Origin of the sequence: Niveibacterium sp. COAC-50 (assembly GCF_013184235.1) — a bacterium.
Classification (GTDB): Bacteria; Pseudomonadota; Gammaproteobacteria; order Burkholderiales; family Rhodocyclaceae; genus Niveibacterium; species Niveibacterium microcysteis.
In genome coordinates, this window is record NZ_JABCJM010000002.1 from 86719 (window position 1) to 103742 (window position 17024).

Annotated in this window: 21 protein-coding genes; 10 read left to right on the forward strand and 11 right to left on the reverse strand. The window is 63.9% G+C overall.

The window, feature by feature from the left end:
• Nucleotides 1–125: 125 nt before the first annotated feature.
• From HH302_RS07855 to HH302_RS07875, 5 genes are read right to left on the reverse strand one after another with little or no spacing between them, the layout of a single operon-like run.
• Entirely contained in the window at nt 126–710 is a 585-nt protein-coding gene (locus HH302_RS07855) for an SCO family protein (RefSeq protein WP_172201065.1), read from the reverse strand.
• Nucleotides 710–1606, reverse strand: coding sequence for a heme o synthase (gene cyoE / locus HH302_RS07860; RefSeq protein ID WP_172201067.1), 897 nt, complete (start codon nt 1604–1606; stop codon nt 710–712). The genes HH302_RS07855 and cyoE overlap by 1 nt, the downstream gene beginning before the upstream one ends.
• Nucleotides 1587–2600 (reverse strand): heme A synthase, encoded by a 1014-nt coding sequence (locus tag HH302_RS07865; RefSeq protein WP_172201069.1) that lies wholly within the window; start codon nt 2598–2600, stop codon nt 1587–1589. The genes cyoE and HH302_RS07865 overlap by 20 nt, the downstream gene beginning before the upstream one ends.
• A gap of 5 nt (nt 2601–2605) precedes the next feature.
• Entirely contained in the window at nt 2606–3145 is a 540-nt protein-coding gene (locus HH302_RS07870) for a hypothetical protein (RefSeq protein ID WP_216661835.1), read from the reverse strand.
• Nucleotides 3132–3896, reverse strand: coding sequence for an SURF1 family protein (locus tag HH302_RS07875; protein ID WP_253946071.1), 765 nt, complete (start codon nt 3894–3896; stop codon nt 3132–3134). Before HH302_RS07875 ends, HH302_RS07870 begins: the two co-directional genes overlap by 14 nt.
• Between HH302_RS07875 and HH302_RS07880 the strand changes: the two genes are divergently transcribed.
• Nucleotides 3895–4089 carry a DUF2909 domain-containing protein gene (locus tag HH302_RS07880; RefSeq protein WP_172201071.1) on the forward strand — a complete coding sequence of 65 codons (195 nt, stop codon included), beginning with the start codon at nt 3895–3897 and terminating at the stop codon, nt 4087–4089. The genes HH302_RS07875 and HH302_RS07880 overlap by 2 nt on opposite strands.
• Nucleotides 4090–4101: 12 nt before the next feature.
• Here HH302_RS07880 and HH302_RS07885 read toward each other — a convergent pair whose 3' ends face one another.
• The 6 genes from HH302_RS07885 to mpl form a co-directional block, all read right to left on the reverse strand.
• Nucleotides 4102–4950, reverse strand: a complete 849-nt coding sequence (locus HH302_RS07885; protein ID WP_172201073.1) for a cytochrome c oxidase subunit 3 — start codon at nt 4948–4950, stop codon at nt 4102–4104.
• A 40-nt stretch (nt 4951–4990) separates the two neighbouring features.
• Nucleotides 4991–5194 (reverse strand): DUF2970 domain-containing protein, encoded by a 204-nt coding sequence (locus HH302_RS07890; protein WP_172201075.1) that lies wholly within the window; start codon nt 5192–5194, stop codon nt 4991–4993.
• The gene (locus HH302_RS07895; RefSeq protein ID WP_172201077.1) at nt 5191–5751 is read right to left on the reverse strand and encodes a cytochrome c oxidase assembly protein; all 561 of its coding nucleotides are present in this window, start codon (nt 5749–5751) and stop codon (nt 5191–5193) included. The genes HH302_RS07890 and HH302_RS07895 overlap by 4 nt, the downstream gene beginning before the upstream one ends.
• 121 nt (nt 5752–5872) lie before the next feature.
• Nucleotides 5873–7453, reverse strand: coding sequence for a cytochrome c oxidase subunit I (ctaD, locus tag HH302_RS07900; protein WP_172201079.1), 1581 nt, complete (start codon nt 7451–7453; stop codon nt 5873–5875).
• A 32-nt stretch (nt 7454–7485) separates the two neighbouring features.
• Nucleotides 7486–8331 (reverse strand): cytochrome c oxidase subunit II, encoded by an 846-nt coding sequence (gene coxB, locus HH302_RS07905; RefSeq protein WP_172201081.1) that lies wholly within the window; start codon nt 8329–8331, stop codon nt 7486–7488.
• A gap of 328 nt (nt 8332–8659) precedes the next feature.
• On the reverse strand, nt 8660–10009 hold the full coding sequence (gene mpl, locus HH302_RS07910) for a UDP-N-acetylmuramate:L-alanyl-gamma-D-glutamyl-meso-diaminopimelate ligase (protein ID WP_172201083.1): 1350 nt from the start codon (nt 10007–10009) through the stop codon (nt 8660–8662).
• An 81-nt stretch (nt 10010–10090) separates the two neighbouring features.
• On the opposite strand from mpl, the gene HH302_RS07915 reads away from it, so the two are divergent.
• The 9 genes from HH302_RS07915 (at nt 10091) to HH302_RS07955 (ending at nt 16938) form a co-directional block, all read left to right on the forward strand.
• On the forward strand, nt 10091–10693 hold the full coding sequence (locus HH302_RS07915) for a hypothetical protein (protein WP_172201085.1): 603 nt from the start codon (nt 10091–10093) through the stop codon (nt 10691–10693).
• Nucleotides 10690–11247 (forward strand): TlpA disulfide reductase family protein, encoded by a 558-nt coding sequence (locus tag HH302_RS07920; RefSeq protein WP_172201087.1) that lies wholly within the window; start codon nt 10690–10692, stop codon nt 11245–11247. The genes HH302_RS07915 and HH302_RS07920 overlap by 4 nt, the downstream gene beginning before the upstream one ends.
• Before the next feature lie 141 nt (nt 11248–11388).
• A complete protein-coding gene (gene aroQ / locus HH302_RS07925; protein ID WP_172201089.1) occupies nt 11389–11880 on the forward strand; it encodes a type II 3-dehydroquinate dehydratase in 492 nt (163 codons plus the stop codon).
• 58 nt (nt 11881–11938) lie between these two features.
• Nucleotides 11939–12391, forward strand: a complete 453-nt coding sequence (gene accB, locus HH302_RS07930; protein WP_172201091.1) for an acetyl-CoA carboxylase biotin carboxyl carrier protein — start codon at nt 11939–11941, stop codon at nt 12389–12391.
• Nucleotides 12392–12451: 60 nt separating this feature from the next.
• The gene (accC, locus tag HH302_RS07935; protein WP_172201093.1) at nt 12452–13798 is read left to right on the forward strand and encodes an acetyl-CoA carboxylase biotin carboxylase subunit; all 1347 of its coding nucleotides are present in this window, start codon (nt 12452–12454) and stop codon (nt 13796–13798) included.
• A gap of 11 nt (nt 13799–13809) precedes the next feature.
• On the forward strand, nt 13810–14694 hold the full coding sequence (prmA, locus tag HH302_RS07940) for a 50S ribosomal protein L11 methyltransferase (RefSeq protein WP_172201095.1): 885 nt from the start codon (nt 13810–13812) through the stop codon (nt 14692–14694).
• The gene (locus HH302_RS07945) at nt 14694–16196 is read left to right on the forward strand and encodes a DUF3426 domain-containing protein (protein ID WP_172201097.1); all 1503 of its coding nucleotides are present in this window, start codon (nt 14694–14696) and stop codon (nt 16194–16196) included. The genes prmA and HH302_RS07945 overlap by 1 nt, the downstream gene beginning before the upstream one ends.
• 144 nt (nt 16197–16340) lie before the next feature.
• On the forward strand, nt 16341–16556 hold the full coding sequence (locus HH302_RS07950) for a hypothetical protein (protein ID WP_172201099.1): 216 nt from the start codon (nt 16341–16343) through the stop codon (nt 16554–16556).
• 178 nt (nt 16557–16734) lie between these two features.
• Complete coding sequence (locus tag HH302_RS07955; protein WP_172201101.1) at nt 16735–16938, forward strand: hypothetical protein; 204 nt, start codon at nt 16735–16737, stop codon at nt 16936–16938.
• Nucleotides 16939–17024: the final 86 nt, after the last annotated feature.

The window sequence follows — 17024 nt, forward strand, 5'->3', positions numbered from 1 at the left end:
AGCCCCCAACGCGCCGCGCGCGTACCAGAATCGCCACGCCGACTTGGCGGGCGTACACGCTCAACGCCTCACTGTTCAGCGTAGCTGACGGCGGCGGGGCTGCGAGTTGTAACAGTCGGTGAAGCTTACTTGCCCGCGATCAGGAGGCGCAGATCGTCGGCGATGTTCTGCGGTGTCTCGCCGTGGCGGATGTACAGCCGCAAACGACCCTGCGGATCGTAGGCATAGGTGCCGGCAGTGTGATCCACCGTGTAGTTGCCGCCCGCGATGTCCCCCTGCTTCTGCGCGAAGATGCGGAAATCTTTCATCACACGCTCGGTCGTTGCGGCATCACCCCGCAGGCCGAGGAAAGTGGGGTGGAAGGCGGGCATGTATTCGGACAGCAGTTGCTGGGTATCGCGCTCCGGATCAACCGTGACGAAGACCACCTGCAGGCGCTCGCCATCGGCCCCCAGCAGCTTCACGACCTGCGCCATCGTCGAGAGATTGGTCGGGCAGACGTCCGGGCATTGGGTGTAGCCAAAGAAGACGGTGACCGCCTTGCCCTTGAATTCGGCGAGCGTGCGCGGTTTGCCATGCTGGTCGGTCAGCGTGAAGGCTTTCGCATAGTCCGCCCCCGTGATGTCGGCGGCGTGGAATTTCGGGGCGTCAGAAACGCCGCAGCCGCCTAACAGGGCGGCTGCGAGCACGGCAAGAAAGCGGCGGCGCATCACAGGTAGTGGTCGATCAGCAGGGCGGCGAACAGCGCTGAAAGATACACGATCGAATAGCGGAAGGCGCGCCGCGCCAATGCGTCCGAGTAGTCCACCCAGAGTCGCCAGCCATAGCGGATGAAGCCAGCCCCCAGACCGACAGCGGCGACGAGGTAGGGCAAGCCGCTCATCTTGGTCGCATACGGCAGCAGCGTTACCGCGAACAGGATCAGGGTGTAGAGCAGCACCTGCAAGCGGGTGTATTCCGAACCGTGGGTTACCGGCAGCATCGGCAAACCGGCGCGGGCGTACTCTTGGGTCCGGTACAAGGCGAGCGCCCAGAAGTGCGGCGGCGTCCAAGCGAAGATGATCAGGAACAGGAGGCAGGCATCGGCCGAGACCTCACCGGTCACCGCGGCCCAGCCGAGCACCGGCGGCATCGCCCCCGATGCGCCACCGATCACGATGTTCTGCGGTGTGTAGGGCTTCAGCAGCACGGTGTAGATCACCGCATAGCCGACGAAGGTCGCGAGTGTCAGCCACATGGTCAGCGGGTTGACCGCCTGCCACAGCACGGTCAGACCGAAGCCGCCCAGCAGGCCCGAGAACGCCAGCGTCTCGGCCGGTGTCAGCACGCCGCGCGGCAGCGGTCGTGCGCGCGTGCGCGCCATCACGGCGTCGATCTTCTGCTCGATGAGGCAATTGATCGCGGCCGCCGCGCCAGCCACGCAAGCGATCCCCAGCGTGGCGGCGATCACCGTCGCGGCATTGGGTAGCCCCCCTGGCACCGCGAGGAACATGCCGATCACCGCGCAGAACACGATCAACAGGTTGACGCGGAATTTCGTCAGCGCACCGAAGGCGCGCAAACGATCGGCCAGTGGCTGAGCAAATTCAAGCGAGAGCGTTCTCATTCAGGCACCTCCCCCGACGCACCACCACGGCACGCGGCCGCAGGGCGTGATTGATCCGGACCATCACCAGCACCAGCACCAAAGCGCCGGCGTTATGCATCACCGCAAGCGGCAGTGGCAGGCTCAACAGTACGTTGGCCACACCGAGCGAAATCTGCAGCACCAGCGCTGCAAGCAGCAGCGCACCGAGCCCGCGCGTTGCGGTACGCCGTAGCAGCGCAATCGCCAGCGCAGCAAGCAAGGCACCCGCCACCAGCGCTCCGACACGATGACTCAGGTGAATCGCGGTCAACGCCGCGTTTGAGAGCAGATCACCGCTGGCTGTCATGCCCAGTTCACGCACGAGGTGGAACGCATTGTGGAAGTCCGTCTCCGGCCACCACTGGCCGTGACAGGTCGGCAGATCGGCGCACGCCAGCGCCGCGTAGTTCGTGCTCACCCAGCCGCCGAGAACGACCTGGCACGCAAGCGCGAGAAACGCAGCTCGGGCAAGCCAGGCTTGCGCCGGCGGTACGTCAATGCGGCGCAAGCCCGCGAGCCGGCAGGCAAGCCACGCGAGCAGCGCCGCGGTGGTCATGCCGCCGATCAGGTGACCGCTGACAATCGCGGGTTTCAGCAGGAGCGTGACCGTCCATTTGCCCAGGAGCCCCTGAAAAATCACCACGCCAACAAGGGCCGCAGCAAGACCCAGCGGCGCGCCCTCGCGACGGCGGCGCCAGGTCAGCACCGCAATGCAGAGGATCATCAGACCAAGCGTTGCCGCCAGATAGCGATGAACCATCTCCTTCCAGGCCTTGGGCATCGACACCGGCCCCTGTGGCGCGTCGGCCTGCGCGGCAGAGATCGCTTCGGCCGCGTGATGCGGACTCAATTGGCCATAGCAACCGGGCCAATCCGGGCAGCCGAGACCCGCATCCGACAGCCGGACGTAGGCGCCCAGCACGATCACGATGCAGGCCAAAGAGAGGGAGGCGAGAACGAGTCTGCGCAACATGCCGTTCAGCCCAGCCGCGAGTACTTCAGGATGCGGGTCAGATCCTTGATGATCCGCTTCGGCTCAGGCTGTGCCGGGTAACGCATCATCCGGTTGCCCAGCGGGTCAACCATCTCGATCCGCCCTGCTGGCGCCGCGGCGGCCTCGGCGCGCACCACGCGCAGCCCCGGATGCTCGGCGAGCAATTCGGCACTGGGCGCGCTGCCGTCGGTCACGAGCCAGACCCGCTCGACGCGCTCCATCTCCTTGCCCTGTGCTGTGCGCACCTGACGCATGATCCAGAGGTCGTGGCGGCAGGCGGCGTCGCACGCCGCTGGCGCGGCGTAGACCATCACCCAGCGGCCCTTCAGGCTTGCAGGTTCGATCGCAGCGCCGCCGAGCTCGACCATTCGGCCCGGTTGCCACGGCGCTGGCTGCAGCAGCTCGCCGTAGTTGGCGCCCGTCGGCGCTCTGCCAAACCAGTAGAGCGTGTAGCTTGCGATGACCGGGGCGGCACAGACCGCGGCAATCAGCAGCAAGGTGCGGCGGGCGTCAGGCTTCATCACGTCGCAAACTCCTCCATCCAAACCACAGCGTCAGCCCCGCAGTGAGGGCCGCGAGCAAGAACCATTGCAGCGCGTACCCGCGGTGCTTCTCCGGCCCGAACGCAGGTGGCGCCCACTCGCGCACGAGGCCATCACCCACATTGCTTTCGAGTTGCAGCACCAGCGGGTAGACCTTTGCTGCGCCTGCCCACCGCTGCATCTGGGCAACATCGATGCGCGACCACAGCGCGTCGCGGGCATCGCCGCCCGCGAGCGTGTAGCCGCCGGTCGCAGGCTGCACCGCCACCCCGATCAGTGCCTGTGCCGCGCCGCTTGGCAATGACGGCAATGGCAACTGACGACGATCGCCCGGCATGGGCGCCCAACCCCTGTTTACGAACAGCCAGCTGCCGTCGGCGAGCGCGAGCGGCGTAAGCACATGGACGCCTGCGCGGCCGGCGTGGGTTCGGTTGTCGATCCAGACGGTGCGGTCGATCAACCACTTCCCGCTCACCACCACACGAGCGCCGTCGTAGTGCGCCGCGTCGGCAGACGGTGGTAGCGGCTGTGCCGAACCTGCTGCAGCATGGGCAGCGGCGAGCGCTGCCTTGAACTCGGCACGCTGCAATTGCCAGCGCCCCAAACCCAGAAACAGCACGCAGAACGCCAGGCCTGTCAGCAATGCCAGCGCGCGACGCAGCGACGCACGCCGGCTGGCCGACGCCGCCGGGGCTGAACTACACTGCGTGACAACCATTCCGGAGTGAGACATGCGCGTTCTGGTGATCGTGTTTCTGGTGCTGATCGTGGCAAGCCTGGCTTCCGCGCTGGGCTTCCTGCTCAAGGACCGCGGTGCCGGTCAACGCACCGCGATGGCCTTGTCGATTCGGGTTGGCATGTCCTTGCTGCTATTCCTGTTGCTGATGGCGAGCTATCACTTCGGTCTGATCAACGGCAGGCTCTGAGTCCCGCCGCAGTCAAAGCCAGTAGACGACGACGAACAGGAACAGCCACACGACGTCGACGAAGTGCCAGTACCAGGCCACCGCCTCGAAGGCGAAGTGGCGTTCCGCCGTGAAGTGCCCCTTGATGCTGCGTGCGAGGATCACGATCAGCATCGTTGCGCCGATCGTCACATGCATGCCGTGGAAGCCGGTGAGCATGAAGAAGGTGGAGCCATAGATGCCGGACGCCAGCGTGAGGTTCATCTCCGCGTAGGCATGGTGATACTCATACGCCTGCAGGCACAGGAAGATCACGCCGAGCAGCACGGTCAGCGCGAGCCCATTGATCAGCTGGCCGCGAGCACCCTTCAACAATCCCCAATGCGCCCACGTGAGCGTGACGCCGGAACTGAGCAGGATCGCGGTGTTGATGGCCGGAATACCCCACGCGGCCATCGGCGTGAAGGCCTCTTCCGCGTAAGGGCCGGCATTGGGCCAGGCACTCTTGAACCCGTCCCACAGCATCGCGGACTTGCCGGAACCCAGCTCAGGCAAAGCCAGCACGCGAACATAGAAGAGCACGCCGAAGAAGGCCGCGAAGAACATCACCTCCGAAAAGATGAACCAGCCCATGCTCCAGCGGAACGAACGGTCGACCTGTGCGCCGTACTTGCCGCCTTCGGATTCGCGCACCACTTGGCCGAACCAGCCGAACAGCATGTAGATCAGCGTCGCGAAACCGGCCGCCACCATCCAAGAGCCAGGCGATACCCGGTTGAGCCACATCGCCGCACCCGCACCGATCAGCAACAAGGCGGCGGAGCCGAAGATCGGAAAGCGTGAGGGCTCGGGTACGAAATACTTTTCGAGCGTGGAGCTCATCTGTGCGTCTCCCTGTCGATGCTGTTTTATGTCGGCGCCTTCAAGGCGACGCCGTAACCCATGACACAACCATCACGAGCGTGAAGATGAACAACGCACCCGCGATCAAGCCCGCCACCACCACCGCAAGCGGATTCAGCGAACTCGCGTCTTGCTGATAATCCTGTCGTTTGCGCACACCGATGAACGACCACAACACCGCACGCAGCGTTGCCAGGAAGCCGGCCCGCGGCGTCGCCGTCACCCGGCCCGCCCCGCAGCGGCCACAGGCGCAGCGCCTTCCACCTCGAAGAAGGTGTACGACAAGGTCACGGTATTCACTTCAGCCGGCAGCGCCGCGTCCACCACGAAGACCACCGGCATGACACGGCGCTCGTGCGGCGCCAGGGTCTGCTGCTGGAAACAAAAGCACTCGAGCTTCTTCACGTACTGCGCGGCGACGCGTGGCCCGTAGCTCGGGATCGCTTGCCCCACCACCGTTTTGTCCGTGGTGTTCTCCAGCACGTAATCCACCCGCACCAGTGCGCCGGGGTGCGTGCTCACACTCGACTGCTGCGGCGAGAAGCGCCACGGCAACGCGTGGGTGTTGGCGTCAAACTCGACGGTCAGCGTGCGCGAGGCATCGACCTGGCTGTTGGCCGCCTGCGCATCCGCTTTCATCAGGCGATTGATGCCGGTGACCTCACAGATCGTGTTGTAGAACGGCACCAGCAGAAAGCCGAAACCGAACATCGCGACCGCAGCCACGGCCAGCCGCAGCAGCAGACGACGATTCTCGGAGGCGCGTTCCAGTGAGCTCATTGGTGGTTCTGCAGCCAGTACTTGAGCATCACGCCGAAGAAGAACACCAGGGCGATCGATCCCAGCCCCAGTGCCGTCTTCAGGTTGCTGCGCGTTGCGCTCCGCTTGGCCATGTTGCGAATCACTTGACCTGAGGCGGCTCTTCAAAGGTGTGGTATGGCGCCGGCGACGGCACCGTCCACTCAAGCCCCTCGGCACCGTCCCAAGGCTTGGCTGCGGCCTTCTCACCACCGCGCACACACTTGATGACCGTGAAGAGGAAGATCAGCTGTGAAAGCCCGAACCCGAAGGCGCCGATCGTGGCGATGGCATTGAAGTCCGCGAACATCGGGTTGTAGTCCGGAATGCGCCGCGGCATGCCAGCCAGGCCGAGGAAGTGCATCGGGAAGAAGGTGATGTTGAAGAAGATGATCGAGCACCAGAAGTGCAGCTTGCCGAGGCGCTCGTCATACATGTGCCCGGTCCATTTCGGCAGCCAGTAGTAGGCGCCGGAGAACAGCGCGAACAGTGAGCCGGCCACCAGCACATAGTGGAAGTGCGCCACGACGTAATACGTATCCTGGATCTGGATGTCGATCGGTGCGATCGCGCAGATCAGCCCGGTGAATCCGCCCATCGTGAACACGAACAGGAAGCCGACCGAGAACAGCATCGGCGCCTCAAAGGTCATCGAGCCGCGCCACATCGTCGCGACCCAATTGAACACTTTCACGCCCGTCGGCACCGCAATCAGCATCGTTGCGTACATGAAGAACAACTGGCCGGTCGCGGGCATGCCGGTCGTGAACATGTGGTGCGCCCACACCATGAAGGAAAGAATCGCGATCGACGCCGTCGCGTAGACCATCGAGGCGTAGCCGAACAGGGGCTTGCGCGCAAAGGTCGGAATCACCTGCGAGACGATGCCGAAGGCCGGCAGGATCATGATGTACACCTCGGGGTGCCCGAAGAACCAGAACACATGCTGGTAGAGCACCGGATCACCGCCACCGGCCGCGTTGAAAAAGCTGGTGCCGAAGTGCCGATCCGTGAGGATCATCGTCACGGCCCCCGCCAGCACCGGCATCACGGCGATCAACAGGTAAGCCGTGATCAGCCAGGTCCAGCAGAACAGCGGCATCTTCATCAGCGTCATGCCGGGGGCGCGCATGTTCAGCACGGTCACGACGATGTTGATGGCGCCCATGATCGAGCTGATGCCCATGATGTGGACCGCGAAGATCGCCATGTCCATGCCCATGCCCATCTGGATCGACAGCGGCGCGTAAAGCGTCCAGCCAGCCGCCGATGCTCCGCCCGGCACGAAGAACGACCCCACCAACAGGATCGCAGCCGGCGGCAACAGCCAGAAGCTCCAGTTGTTCATGCGCGCGAAGGCCATGTCGCTCGCGCCGATCATCAGCGGGATCTGCCAGTTCGCGAAGCCGACGAAGGCCGGCATGATCGCGCCGAACACCATCACCAGCCCGTGCATGGTTGTGAGCTGGTTGAAAAACTCCGGCTGCACCACCTGCAGGCCGGGCTGAAAGAGTTCGGCACGGATCGTCAGCGCCATCACGCCCCCGGAGAGGAACATGATGAAGCTGAAGATCAGGTACATCGTGCCGATGTCCTTGTGATTCGTGGTTTGAATCCAGCGCATCAACCCGCTCGGGTGATGGTGGTCATGTCCGTGTTCCAGGCCGTGTGGGACCGCACTCATGCTCTAGCTCCTGTCTCGGAATCGGTGCGTGATCAACCGGCCGCGGCCGTGTTGGCAGATGCCTGCGGGGCCGCGGGCTGTGCTTCAGCGGCCATGCGTTTCTTCTGCGCCGCAACCCATTCGGCGTACTTCTCAGCAGACACCACATGCACCTCGATCGGCATGAAGCCATGCTCCTTGCCGCACAGTTCGGCGCAGTTGCCGCGATACACGCCCTCCTTCTCGGCGCGGAACCAGGTGTCGCGGATGAAGCCGGGGATCGCGTCCTGCTTCACGCCGAAGGCAGGCACCCACCAGGCGTGGATCACATCGTTCGCGGTGGTGAGGATGCGGATCTTCTTGCCCACCGGCACGACCACCGGGTTATCGACTTCGAGCAGGTAGTTGGCGCCCTTGGCCGCCCCGCCTTCGATCTGGTCGCGCGGCGTGGACAGCGTCGAGATGAAGCGCACGCCCTCGCCCTCGCCCTTGAGGTAGTCGTAACCCCACATCCACTGGTAGCCGGTGGCCTTGATCGTGATGTCCGGGTTTGACGTGTCCTTCATCGAGATCACCGTCTTCGTCGCCGGGTAGGCCATGCCGAGCAGAATCAGCACCGGCACGACAGTCCAGGCAATCTCGACCGCTGTGTTCTCGTGGAAATGGGCTGCAACCGCGCCCTTCGATTTGCGGTGCCGGAACACCGACCAGAACATCACGCCGAAGACACCGACGAAGATCACCAGGCAGATCACGAGCATCATCGAATGCATGCCGTAGATCTGTTCGGCAATGCCGGTGACAGGAGGCTGGAGGTTGTAACGTGCGTCGGCTGCCGACGCGGCGTTGGCGACAAACGCCATTGCCAGTGGAACTGATGCGCGAGTGGTATGCCTCATGGGTCCTCGAAAAACACCGGATGAGTGCTGCTTCTGACGACAGCTTTGCAGTCCGTGAGCACCCGACCTCGCGACGCCTCACACGACCGCTTGCCGCAACTCCAACTCCCGCGCGGGGGAACGACGCCCTTTCGGGCCGCCCCGCCGCGTTCGGTTTTGATGGTGCCACAGCGAAGGCGCTCGCAGCAACAAATGTTGATTCATATCAATGTGTTGCATTGCCGCACATGCTGCATCGCCATATCCATCTGCCTGAACACACACCGCTTACGCAGCACAGAAAAACAAAAGGCGCCCGAAGGCGCCTTTTCTCTCTGCGTGCAAGGGGTCAAGCGACAGCCAGCGCATCCAGCAACTTCTGATGGACACCGCCGAAGCCCCCGTTGCTCATCACGAGGACATGGTCGCCGGGTGCGGATTGCTGCACCACAGCACGCACAAGTTCATCGATCGACTCAAAGGTGCGTGCCCTCTCGCCCAGCGGATTCAATGCCTCGGCCGGATCCCAGCCGAGTTTGTTCGCATAGCAATAGACAAAATCCGCCTGCGTGAGGCTTGGCGCCAAACGATCCTTCATCGTGCCGAGCTTCATCGTGTTGGAACGCGGCTCCAGCACGGCGAGGATGCGCCCTTGCGGCTGCCGCCGGCGCAAGCCTTCAACGGTGGTTTGGATCGCAGTCGGGTGATGAGCAAAATCGTCATACACGGTAACCCCGCGCACGACGCCACGCACTTCGAGCCGCCTCTTGATGCCCTTGAAGCCCGCGAGCGCGGCAATCGCATCCTGCGGGCGCACGCCGACATGGCGAGCCGCCGCAATCGCCGCCAGCGCATTGGCGCGGTTGTGCGCTCCAGCCAGCGGCATCTCGGCACGCCCGATCTCGTTGCCATTAAGAGAAAACACCGCCTCCGACACCGAATCACCCTCTCGCGCGTGCCACGCACCCGCGTCGTCAAACCATTCGAGCTCGCTCCAGCAACCGCGGTCGATCACGCGTCGCAGACTCGCCTCGGCCCCGTTGGCCACGATGCGACCAAGGCGCGGAATCGTGCGCACCAAGTGATGGAACTGCGTTTCGATCGCGGCCAGGTCGGGGAAGATGTCTGCGTGGTCGTACTCAAGATTGTTCAGGATCACCGTGCGCGGGCGGTAATGAACAAACTTCGAGCGCTTGTCGCAGAAAGCGGTGTCGTACTCATCGGCTTCGATGACGAAGAAGGGCGACTCGGTCAGCCGCGCCGACACGCCAAAGTCCTGCGGCACCCCGCCAACCAGAAAGCCGGGATTGAGCCCGGCGGACTCCAGCAGATAGGCCAGCAGCGACGTGGTGGTGGTCTTGCCATGCGTGCCCGCAACCGCCAGCACCCACTTGCCCGGCAGGATGTGCTCAGCCAGCCACTGCGGCCCGGAGGTGTAGGGCAAGCCGCGATCCAGAATCGCTTCGAGCAGCGGATTGCCCCGCGACACCGCGTTGCCTACCACATACATATCTGCCGCCTGATCCAGCTGCGACGGATCGAAGCCTTCGATCAGGCCAATCCCCTGTTCCGCCAGTTGCGTGCTCATCGGCGGATAAACATTGGCATCGCAGCCAGTGACGCGATGGCCTGCGGCGCGGGCAAGCAAGGCAATGCCGCCCATGAAGGTGCCGCAGATACCAAGAATGTGAATATGCATCAGGGACGGCGCAGCCGGGAGACCGCGCGGGGTGTGGTTAGAATAGGCTCAATTGTAGCCGAGGCCCCGCGCCCAACCCCGATGCCGCTCGATGCACCGCCCCCGCGCAGTTCGCTGCGCCAGAACGTCGCCGCACTGGCAGCCCGCCTGATGGCCGAAGACGGCATATCCGATTACGGCCTCGCCAAACGGAAGGCTGCGCGCCAACTCGGCGTCACCGAGGGCGAAGCGATGCCGAACAACGCCGAGATCGACGCCGCATTGCGCGAGTATCAGGCGCTCTACCCCGACGACGAGCATGAGGAACGCCTGGAAACCATGCGCGAAACCGCCTGCGAGGTCATGCGGCTGCTCGCCCCCTGGCGCCCCGCCCTGACCGGCGCGGTGCTCGACGGCTCGGCAAATGGATTCTCGGAAGTCGAAATCGACCTGTTTGCCGACAGCGCCAAGGAAGTCGAGATCTTCCTGCTGAACCAGGCGCTCGACTATGAACACCGCGAAGTGCGCCGGCCGGGCCCGGAGTCGCCCGAGGCGATCCTCGCGTTTGAATGGGACGAAGTGCCGGTCAAGCTCTGCGTGTTCGGCCCGCTGGCGGAGCGCATTCCGCGCCGCAACGGTTCGGACCGCGCCAAGCTGCCCGCGGTGGAAGCCCTGCTCACTTCACCGGCACAGCGCGACGAATGAACCCCACCACTCGACGCGCCCTCGCAGCGGCGCTGATCATCGGTGTATCCGCCATTGCCGGCTACGCGGGCTGGCGCACCCAGCGCCATGTCGACCAAGCGACACCCGCACCGAAGGTCAGCGACAGCGCACTCCGGCAGCTGATGGCATTGCAACTGCCCGACTCGGACGGCCGACCTCAGGCCCTCCAGCAATGGCAGGGCAAAGTGCTCGTCATCAACTTCTGGGCGACCTGGTGCCCACCCTGCCGCAAGGAAATGCCCTTGCTGGATGCAGCCCAACGCAAATGGGCGGATAAGGGTGTGCAAATCGTTGGCATCGGCATCGACGAAGCCGACGCGATTCACAACTATGCAGTCACGAACAAGCTCGCGTTCCCGCTGCTGGTCGGCGGCGCGGAACTGGTCGACCTCACCGTCGCGCTCGGCAACGCAGCGCAAGGACTTCCGTTTTCAGTCGTGATCGGGCCAGACGGCCGCGTTGCACAAACCAAGCTCGGTGCATTCAAGGACGATGCGCTGGAGAAACTGCTGCAGGAACTCGCCACGCGTTGATCTGGCGGCCGCCGCGCTTGCAAAGTGCGGCATCGAGTGGCATCGTGCAGCGAACTCGCCGCATGAGGCTGGCCGACTATTTTCGTCGGTTCCTGCCTCGACGGTAGTCATCTTCGTCGATTTCCGGCAAACTTGTCGGTTATGGCGACCTCCAATCGCAAATCGAAGCGCACTTCTGCTGCACCGCCGCAGCGCCGCATCCTCGTGCTGCACGGGCCGAACCTGAACCTGCTCGGCACGCGCGAGCCGGAGGTATACGGCCGCACGACGCTGGCGGACATCCACGACATGCTCTCGGCGCGCTCGCGTGCCGATGGCGTGCTGCTCGAATCCTTCCAGAGCAATCACGAAGGCGAGCTGATCGACCGTGTACAAGCTGCGCGCAGCGAAGGGATCGACTTCATCCTGATCAATCCGGGTGGTTACACCCACACCAGCGTCGCGTTGCGCGACGCCTTCTCCGCGGTGCAGATCCCGTTCATCGAGGTGCACCTGTCGAACATTCACGCCCGCGAGCCTTTCCGGCATCACTCCTATTTTTCGGAGATCGCGGTGGGCGTGATTTGCGGACTCGGCGCCCAGGGCTACGCGCTCGCGCTCGAGTACGCACTCAACCGCATTCGCGAAAACTAAGCCGTCACCGCCTCCCCAGACAAATGGCGGGCCGGCATCCACGTGAGGGAGCAATAAATTGGACCTGAGAAAACTCAAGAAGCTGATCGACCTCGTCCAGGAGTCGGGCATTTCTGAACTGGAAGTGACCGAGGGCGAAGAAAAAGTCCGCATCGCGAAGCATCTCGGCGCACCGAGTGGTGCCGCCCCGGCACAGTACTACGCGGCGCCGGCCCCGGTTGCCGCAGCACCGGCCCCGGCCGCACCCGCCGCGCCGGCAGAAGCCGCGCAGCCGGACGGCCATGTCGTCAAGTCACCGATGGTCGGCACCTTCTATCGGACCTCGGCCCCCGGAGCGAAACCCTTCGTCGAGCTCGGCCAGTCGGTTTCGAGCGGCGACACGCTGTGCATCATCGAGGCGATGAAGCTGATGAACGAGATCGAGTCCGATGCAACGGGCACGATCAAGGCGATCCTGGTCGAAAACGGCCAGCCGGTCGAATACGGCCAGCCGCTGTTCGTGATCGGTTAAGGGTTCGGGCGCGAGCCCTTCCCCCTACCGACCCTATTCACCTTTCACGGACACTGCCTCATGTTTGAAAAAGTCCTGATTGCCAACCGGGGCGAGATCGCGCTGCGCGTGTTGCGCGCCTGCCGCGAGCTTGGCATCCGCACGGTTGCAGTGCACTCCGAGGCCGACATCTCGGCCAAGTACGTCAAGCTGGCCGATGAGTCGGTCTGCATTGGCCCGGCCGCCTCGGCGCAGAGCTATCTGAACGTGCCGGCGATCATCGCCGCCGCGGAAGTGACCGACGCCGAAGCGATTCACCCGGGTTACGGCTTCCTGTCGGAAAACGCCGATTTCGCTGAGCGCGTCGAGAAATCCGGCTTCGTGTTCATCGGTCCGCGCCCCGACACCATCCGCCTGATGGGCGACAAGGTTTCGGCCAAGCAGGCGATGATCGAAGCAGGCGTGCCTTGCGTGCCCGGTTCGGGCGGCGCGCTGCCGGACGACCCGAAGGAAATCACCAAGATCGCCCGCGCGATCGGCTTCCCGGTCATCATCAAGGCGGCCGGTGGTGGCGGCGGCCGCGGCATGCGCGTGGTGCATACCGAAGGCGCGCTGATCCAGTCGGTTACGATGACCCGTACCGAAGCGCAGGCGGCCTTCAGCAACCCGACCGTCTACATGGAAAAGTATCTGGAGAATCCGCGCCACGTGGAGATCCAGATCCTCGCCGATCAGCACGGCAATGCGATCTACCTTGGCGAGCGCGATTGCTCGATGCAGCGCCGCCACCAGAAGGTGATCGAAGAAGCGCCTGCGCCCGGCATCGATCGCAAGCTGATCGAAAAGGTCGGCAAGAGCTGTGTCGACGCTTGCAAGCGCATCGGTTATCGCGGCGCCGGCACCTTCGAGTTCCTGTACGAGAACGGCGAATTCTTCTTCATCGAGATGAACACCCGCGTTCAGGTGGAGCACCCGGTGACCGAGATGATCACCGGCATCGACATCGTGCAGGAGCAGATCCGCGTCGCATTTGGCGAGAAGCTGCGCTACACGCAGAAGGACGTCGTGCTGCGCGGTCACGCGATGGAATGTCGCATCAACGCCGAAGACCCGTTCAAGTTCACGCCGTCTCCCGGCAAGATCACCAACTGGCACACGCCGGGCGGCCCGGGTATCCGCGTGGACTCGCATGTGTACAACGGCTACACGATCCCGCCGAATTACGATTCGATGATCGGCAAGGTGATTTCGTACGGCGACACACGCGAGCAGGCAATCCGCCGGCTGCGCATCGCGCTGTCCGAGATGCTGGTCGAAGGCATCAAGACCAACATTCCGCTGCACCAAGAACTGCTGCATGACGGCAACTTCATGCGCGGCGGCACCAGCATTCACTATCTCGAAGCGAAGCTGGCGAAGAAAGACTGAGGAACACGACGATGTGGCTGCAGGTTGCCGTTCAGGCGGATGAAGCGCATGCGGAAACGCTTTCCGAGGCGCTGATGGACGCGGGAGCGTTGTCGGTGTCGATCGATGACGCCGATGCCGGCACGCCTGACGAGGTGCCGCAGTTCGGCGAGCCGGGCCATCCGGCCCAGCCCTTGTGGCAACACAGCCGCGTCGTCGCGTTGTTCGATCGTGATGTCGAGCTGGCGGTAGCGCTCGCCGAAGCGGCGGCGCAGGCCGGCCTCGACGCGGTACCGCCATTCACCGTCGAAGAGGTCGCCGAACAAGACTGGGTGCGCCTGACGCAAAGCCAGTTCGATCCGATCGAGATCGATCCCCGCCTGTGGATCGTGCCGTCGTGGCATGTGGCACCGAACCCAGACGCGATCAACATCGAGATGGATCCGGGCCTCGCATTCGGCACCGGGTCGCACCCGACCACCCGCCTGTGCCTGCAGTGGGTGCTCGACAACATCCCCGCCGGCTGCAGCGTGCTCGACTACGGCTGCGGCTCCGGCATCCTCGCGATCGCGGCGGCCAAGGTCGGCGCGGGCAAGGTTGTCGGTATCGACATCGACGAACGCGCGCTCGAAAGCACACGCGACAACGCCGAGCGCAACGGCGTATCGATCGAGGTGGTGCATAGCGGGACGCCGGTTACGGCCCGCTACGACCGCGTGATCGCGAACATTCTGACCAACCCGCTGTGCGTGCTCGCCCCCGCCATTGCGGCCTGTGTCGCAGACGGCGGCAAGCTGGTGCTCTCCGGCGTGCTGGAACCACAAGCCGAGCAGGTCATCGCCGCGTACGCCCCCTACATCGCGCTCAAAGTCGGCGCGACACATGAGGGCTGGGTGCGCCTGGAGGGTCAGCGCTAATGCTGATGACGCGCTGCCCGCACTGCGGCACCGCGTTCCGGGTCAAACCCGAGCAGCTCCGCGCGCGCGGCGGGCGGGTGCGCTGCGGCCACTGCCAAGCCCCCTTCTCTGCGCTCGAATCCCTGATCGATTCGCCGCCGGCGCCGCAAGGCACCGAGGATGCGAACACCGAAGTGGCGGTCACGACCTCGCCCGCGACGCCCGCGAGTACACCTGCACCTGCACCTGCACCTGCACCTGCACCTGCACCTGCACCTGCCAGCGTGACGCCGTCGCCCGCGGTTGTGACAACGCCTCCGCGCGTCACCGCGCCAGTCGAGCCGCCGAAAGCGCCGCTCGCGGTGAACTCGGCGCTCGCTACACATCGCACGAGTTCCTGGGCCGGCACCTCGACCACCGAGATCGTTCCGCCGATGCCGGAACTCGATCCCGCCGCGCCGCCACGCAGCAGCTACGAGCTCGATTTCGACCTCGATGCCGACGTGCCCGCGACCGCTACGCCGGCCCCCGTTGCGCCACCCGCCACGGCCGACTTCATCCGGCCCGCGCGCGACGACGAGAAAACGACACTCACGTTCGACTGGCGCACCGGCGGCGACATCCCGGGCGGGCATGGCGGTGCAGCACAAGCACATGAGGCGGAAGTCGACCTCGCCGCTTCTGACTGGCACAGCGAGCCGGTTGAGCGAGTCCCGGTCGAATCCCTGTCGGAAGTACCGCTCGAGGCAGAAGAACTCGCACCCGCGGACGAAGACGACGCGCCGATCTTTGTTACCGCCTACGCTTCACCTGCAGGGGTGACACAAGAACCGAGCTGGCCGACCGAGGTGCACGAACTCGATGCCATCGAGGAAGACCGCTTTGCCCCGCTGCCCGAGCCGGCCGTTGCCAGCGCCGCCGTGGTGGGGGACGACCTGCATACGGTACCGGGCGAGCCCGAGCTGATCGAGCACGTCGACGACGAAGATGAGCCGCCGCATGAGGCTGCGCAGCAGTTCGCCTGGGAAAAGCCGCGGACCCCGAAATCCGTCAGCTGGATGTGGGGCATCGCGATTTTTGTACTGTTCGCCGGCGTTGTCGCCCAAGGACTGCTTTGGGCGCGGCACGACATCGCGCGTGAGCTGCCCGAGACCCGGCCATTGTTCGAGGCTGCGTGCGCGAAGCTGGGCTGCGCAATGCCGTGGCCGCGCGTGTCGTCGCAGATCAGTATCGACGCCTCGGATCTGCATCCTCGCCCAGGCAAGGACGGCCAGTTTGAATTGAGCGGCACACTCCGCAACAAAGCGGCATTCAGCCAGTCTTACCCGCACATCGAGGTTACGCTCACCGATGTGTTCAATCGTGCGCTGGTCCGCCGCGCGCTACCGCCTGAGGAATGGCTGCCGCCGAATCTGCAGCACACGCAGGCCTTTGCAGCGGGCAGCGACGTGTCCTTCACGCTCTATCTGGACGCAACCGGCCAGAAGGCCACCGGCTACAAGCTCTACGCCTTCTACCCCTGACCGCCATTTGCGGCAGCGCAACAAATCCCGCTTATACAGCAATCGGAAAGATGAATTGGTGCTCCCTTTAAGGCGGAGTAGTCTTTGTGCTGTGCACAAAATCATAACAAGGCACGCAGTACAACTACCCTGGGGGTACAGATCATGAGTGAAAACGCTCTCGAAGTTTTTGAAGTCTCCAACGGTTCGGTGCGCGTCTTCGGTGGCGTCTATGCCGCCAATGATGGCTTCTTCGCCGAAATCCACGAACAGCGTGACGGGTCGATCCGCCGCGTCGACAAGTCCGACATGCTGCCTTCGCACGAGATCGCGGTGGCATGGATGCAGAGCCGGCCCTGGTTCAAGCACTCCGCCGCCTGATTCCGCCCCTCGCCCGACATCCGGGCGCCCTGACGTAATGGCCACCAAACGGTGGCCATTATTCATTTTGGGTCTCCGATAGAAAAAACTATCGACATATCAAAAGCTTGAATTTGTTAGCTGCTTTGGCTGCGACTAGAATTCAACTCAGCAGTAAAGCAAAAAGAAAGGAATAGTCATGGCCCCCCTACCGCTTGACGTGATGGAAACCGGCACCGGTCGCAACTGCGTATTCGGTGGTGTGTATGCCGCGAACGACGGCTTCTTTGCAGAGATCCACGAACAGAAAGACGGCCGCGTCCGTTTGATCGCGAAGTCGAGCAGCATGCCGACCCGCGAGATCGCGGTGGCATGGATGCGCACCCGCTGCCAGGCAAACTAAAGATCTCCCCCGCTGGGCGTGCTTTACGCGCGCACCGGCACAAGCACCGAGACAGGTGCAAAGCAAACAGGGCCAAACGGCCCTGT

Bases quoted from the DNA above. Each gene is read 5' to 3' on its own strand.
- HH302_RS07855 (WP_172201065.1), bottom strand. From the start codon at position 710: ATGCGCCGCCGCTTTCTTGCCGTGCTCGCAGCCGCCCTGTTAGGCGGC.
- cyoE (WP_172201067.1), bottom strand. From the start codon at position 1,606: ATGAGAACGCTCTCGCTTGAATTTGCTCAGCCACTGGCCGATCGTTTG.
- HH302_RS07865 (WP_172201069.1), bottom strand. From the start codon at position 2,600: ATGTTGCGCAGACTCGTTCTCGCCTCCCTCTCTTTGGCCTGCATCGTG.
- HH302_RS07880 (WP_172201071.1), top strand. From the start codon at position 3,895: ATGCGCGTTCTGGTGATCGTGTTTCTGGTGCTGATCGTGGCAAGCCTG.
- HH302_RS07875 (WP_253946071.1), bottom strand. From the start codon at position 3,896: ATGTCTCACTCCGGAATGGTTGTCACGCAGTGTAGTTCAGCCCCGGCG.
- HH302_RS07885 (WP_172201073.1), bottom strand. From the start codon at position 4,950: ATGAGCTCCACGCTCGAAAAGTATTTCGTACCCGAGCCCTCACGCTTT.
- HH302_RS07895 (WP_172201077.1), bottom strand. From the start codon at position 5,751: ATGAGCTCACTGGAACGCGCCTCCGAGAATCGTCGTCTGCTGCTGCGG.
- ctaD (WP_172201079.1), bottom strand. From the start codon at position 7,453: ATGAGTGCGGTCCCACACGGCCTGGAACACGGACATGACCACCATCAC.
- coxB (WP_172201081.1), bottom strand. From the start codon at position 8,331: ATGAGGCATACCACTCGCGCATCAGTTCCACTGGCAATGGCGTTTGTC.
- mpl (WP_172201083.1), bottom strand. From the start codon at position 10,009: ATGCATATTCACATTCTTGGTATCTGCGGCACCTTCATGGGCGGCATT.
- HH302_RS07915 (WP_172201085.1), top strand. From the start codon at position 10,091: ATGCCGCTCGATGCACCGCCCCCGCGCAGTTCGCTGCGCCAGAACGTC.
- HH302_RS07920 (WP_172201087.1), top strand. From the start codon at position 10,690: ATGAACCCCACCACTCGACGCGCCCTCGCAGCGGCGCTGATCATCGGT.
- aroQ (WP_172201089.1), top strand. From the start codon at position 11,389: ATGGCGACCTCCAATCGCAAATCGAAGCGCACTTCTGCTGCACCGCCG.
- accC (WP_172201093.1), top strand. From the start codon at position 12,452: ATGTTTGAAAAAGTCCTGATTGCCAACCGGGGCGAGATCGCGCTGCGC.
- prmA (WP_172201095.1), top strand. From the start codon at position 13,810: ATGTGGCTGCAGGTTGCCGTTCAGGCGGATGAAGCGCATGCGGAAACG.
- HH302_RS07945 (WP_172201097.1), top strand. From the start codon at position 14,694: ATGCTGATGACGCGCTGCCCGCACTGCGGCACCGCGTTCCGGGTCAAA.
- HH302_RS07950 (WP_172201099.1), top strand. From the start codon at position 16,341: ATGAGTGAAAACGCTCTCGAAGTTTTTGAAGTCTCCAACGGTTCGGTG.
- HH302_RS07955 (WP_172201101.1), top strand. From the start codon at position 16,735: ATGGCCCCCCTACCGCTTGACGTGATGGAAACCGGCACCGGTCGCAAC.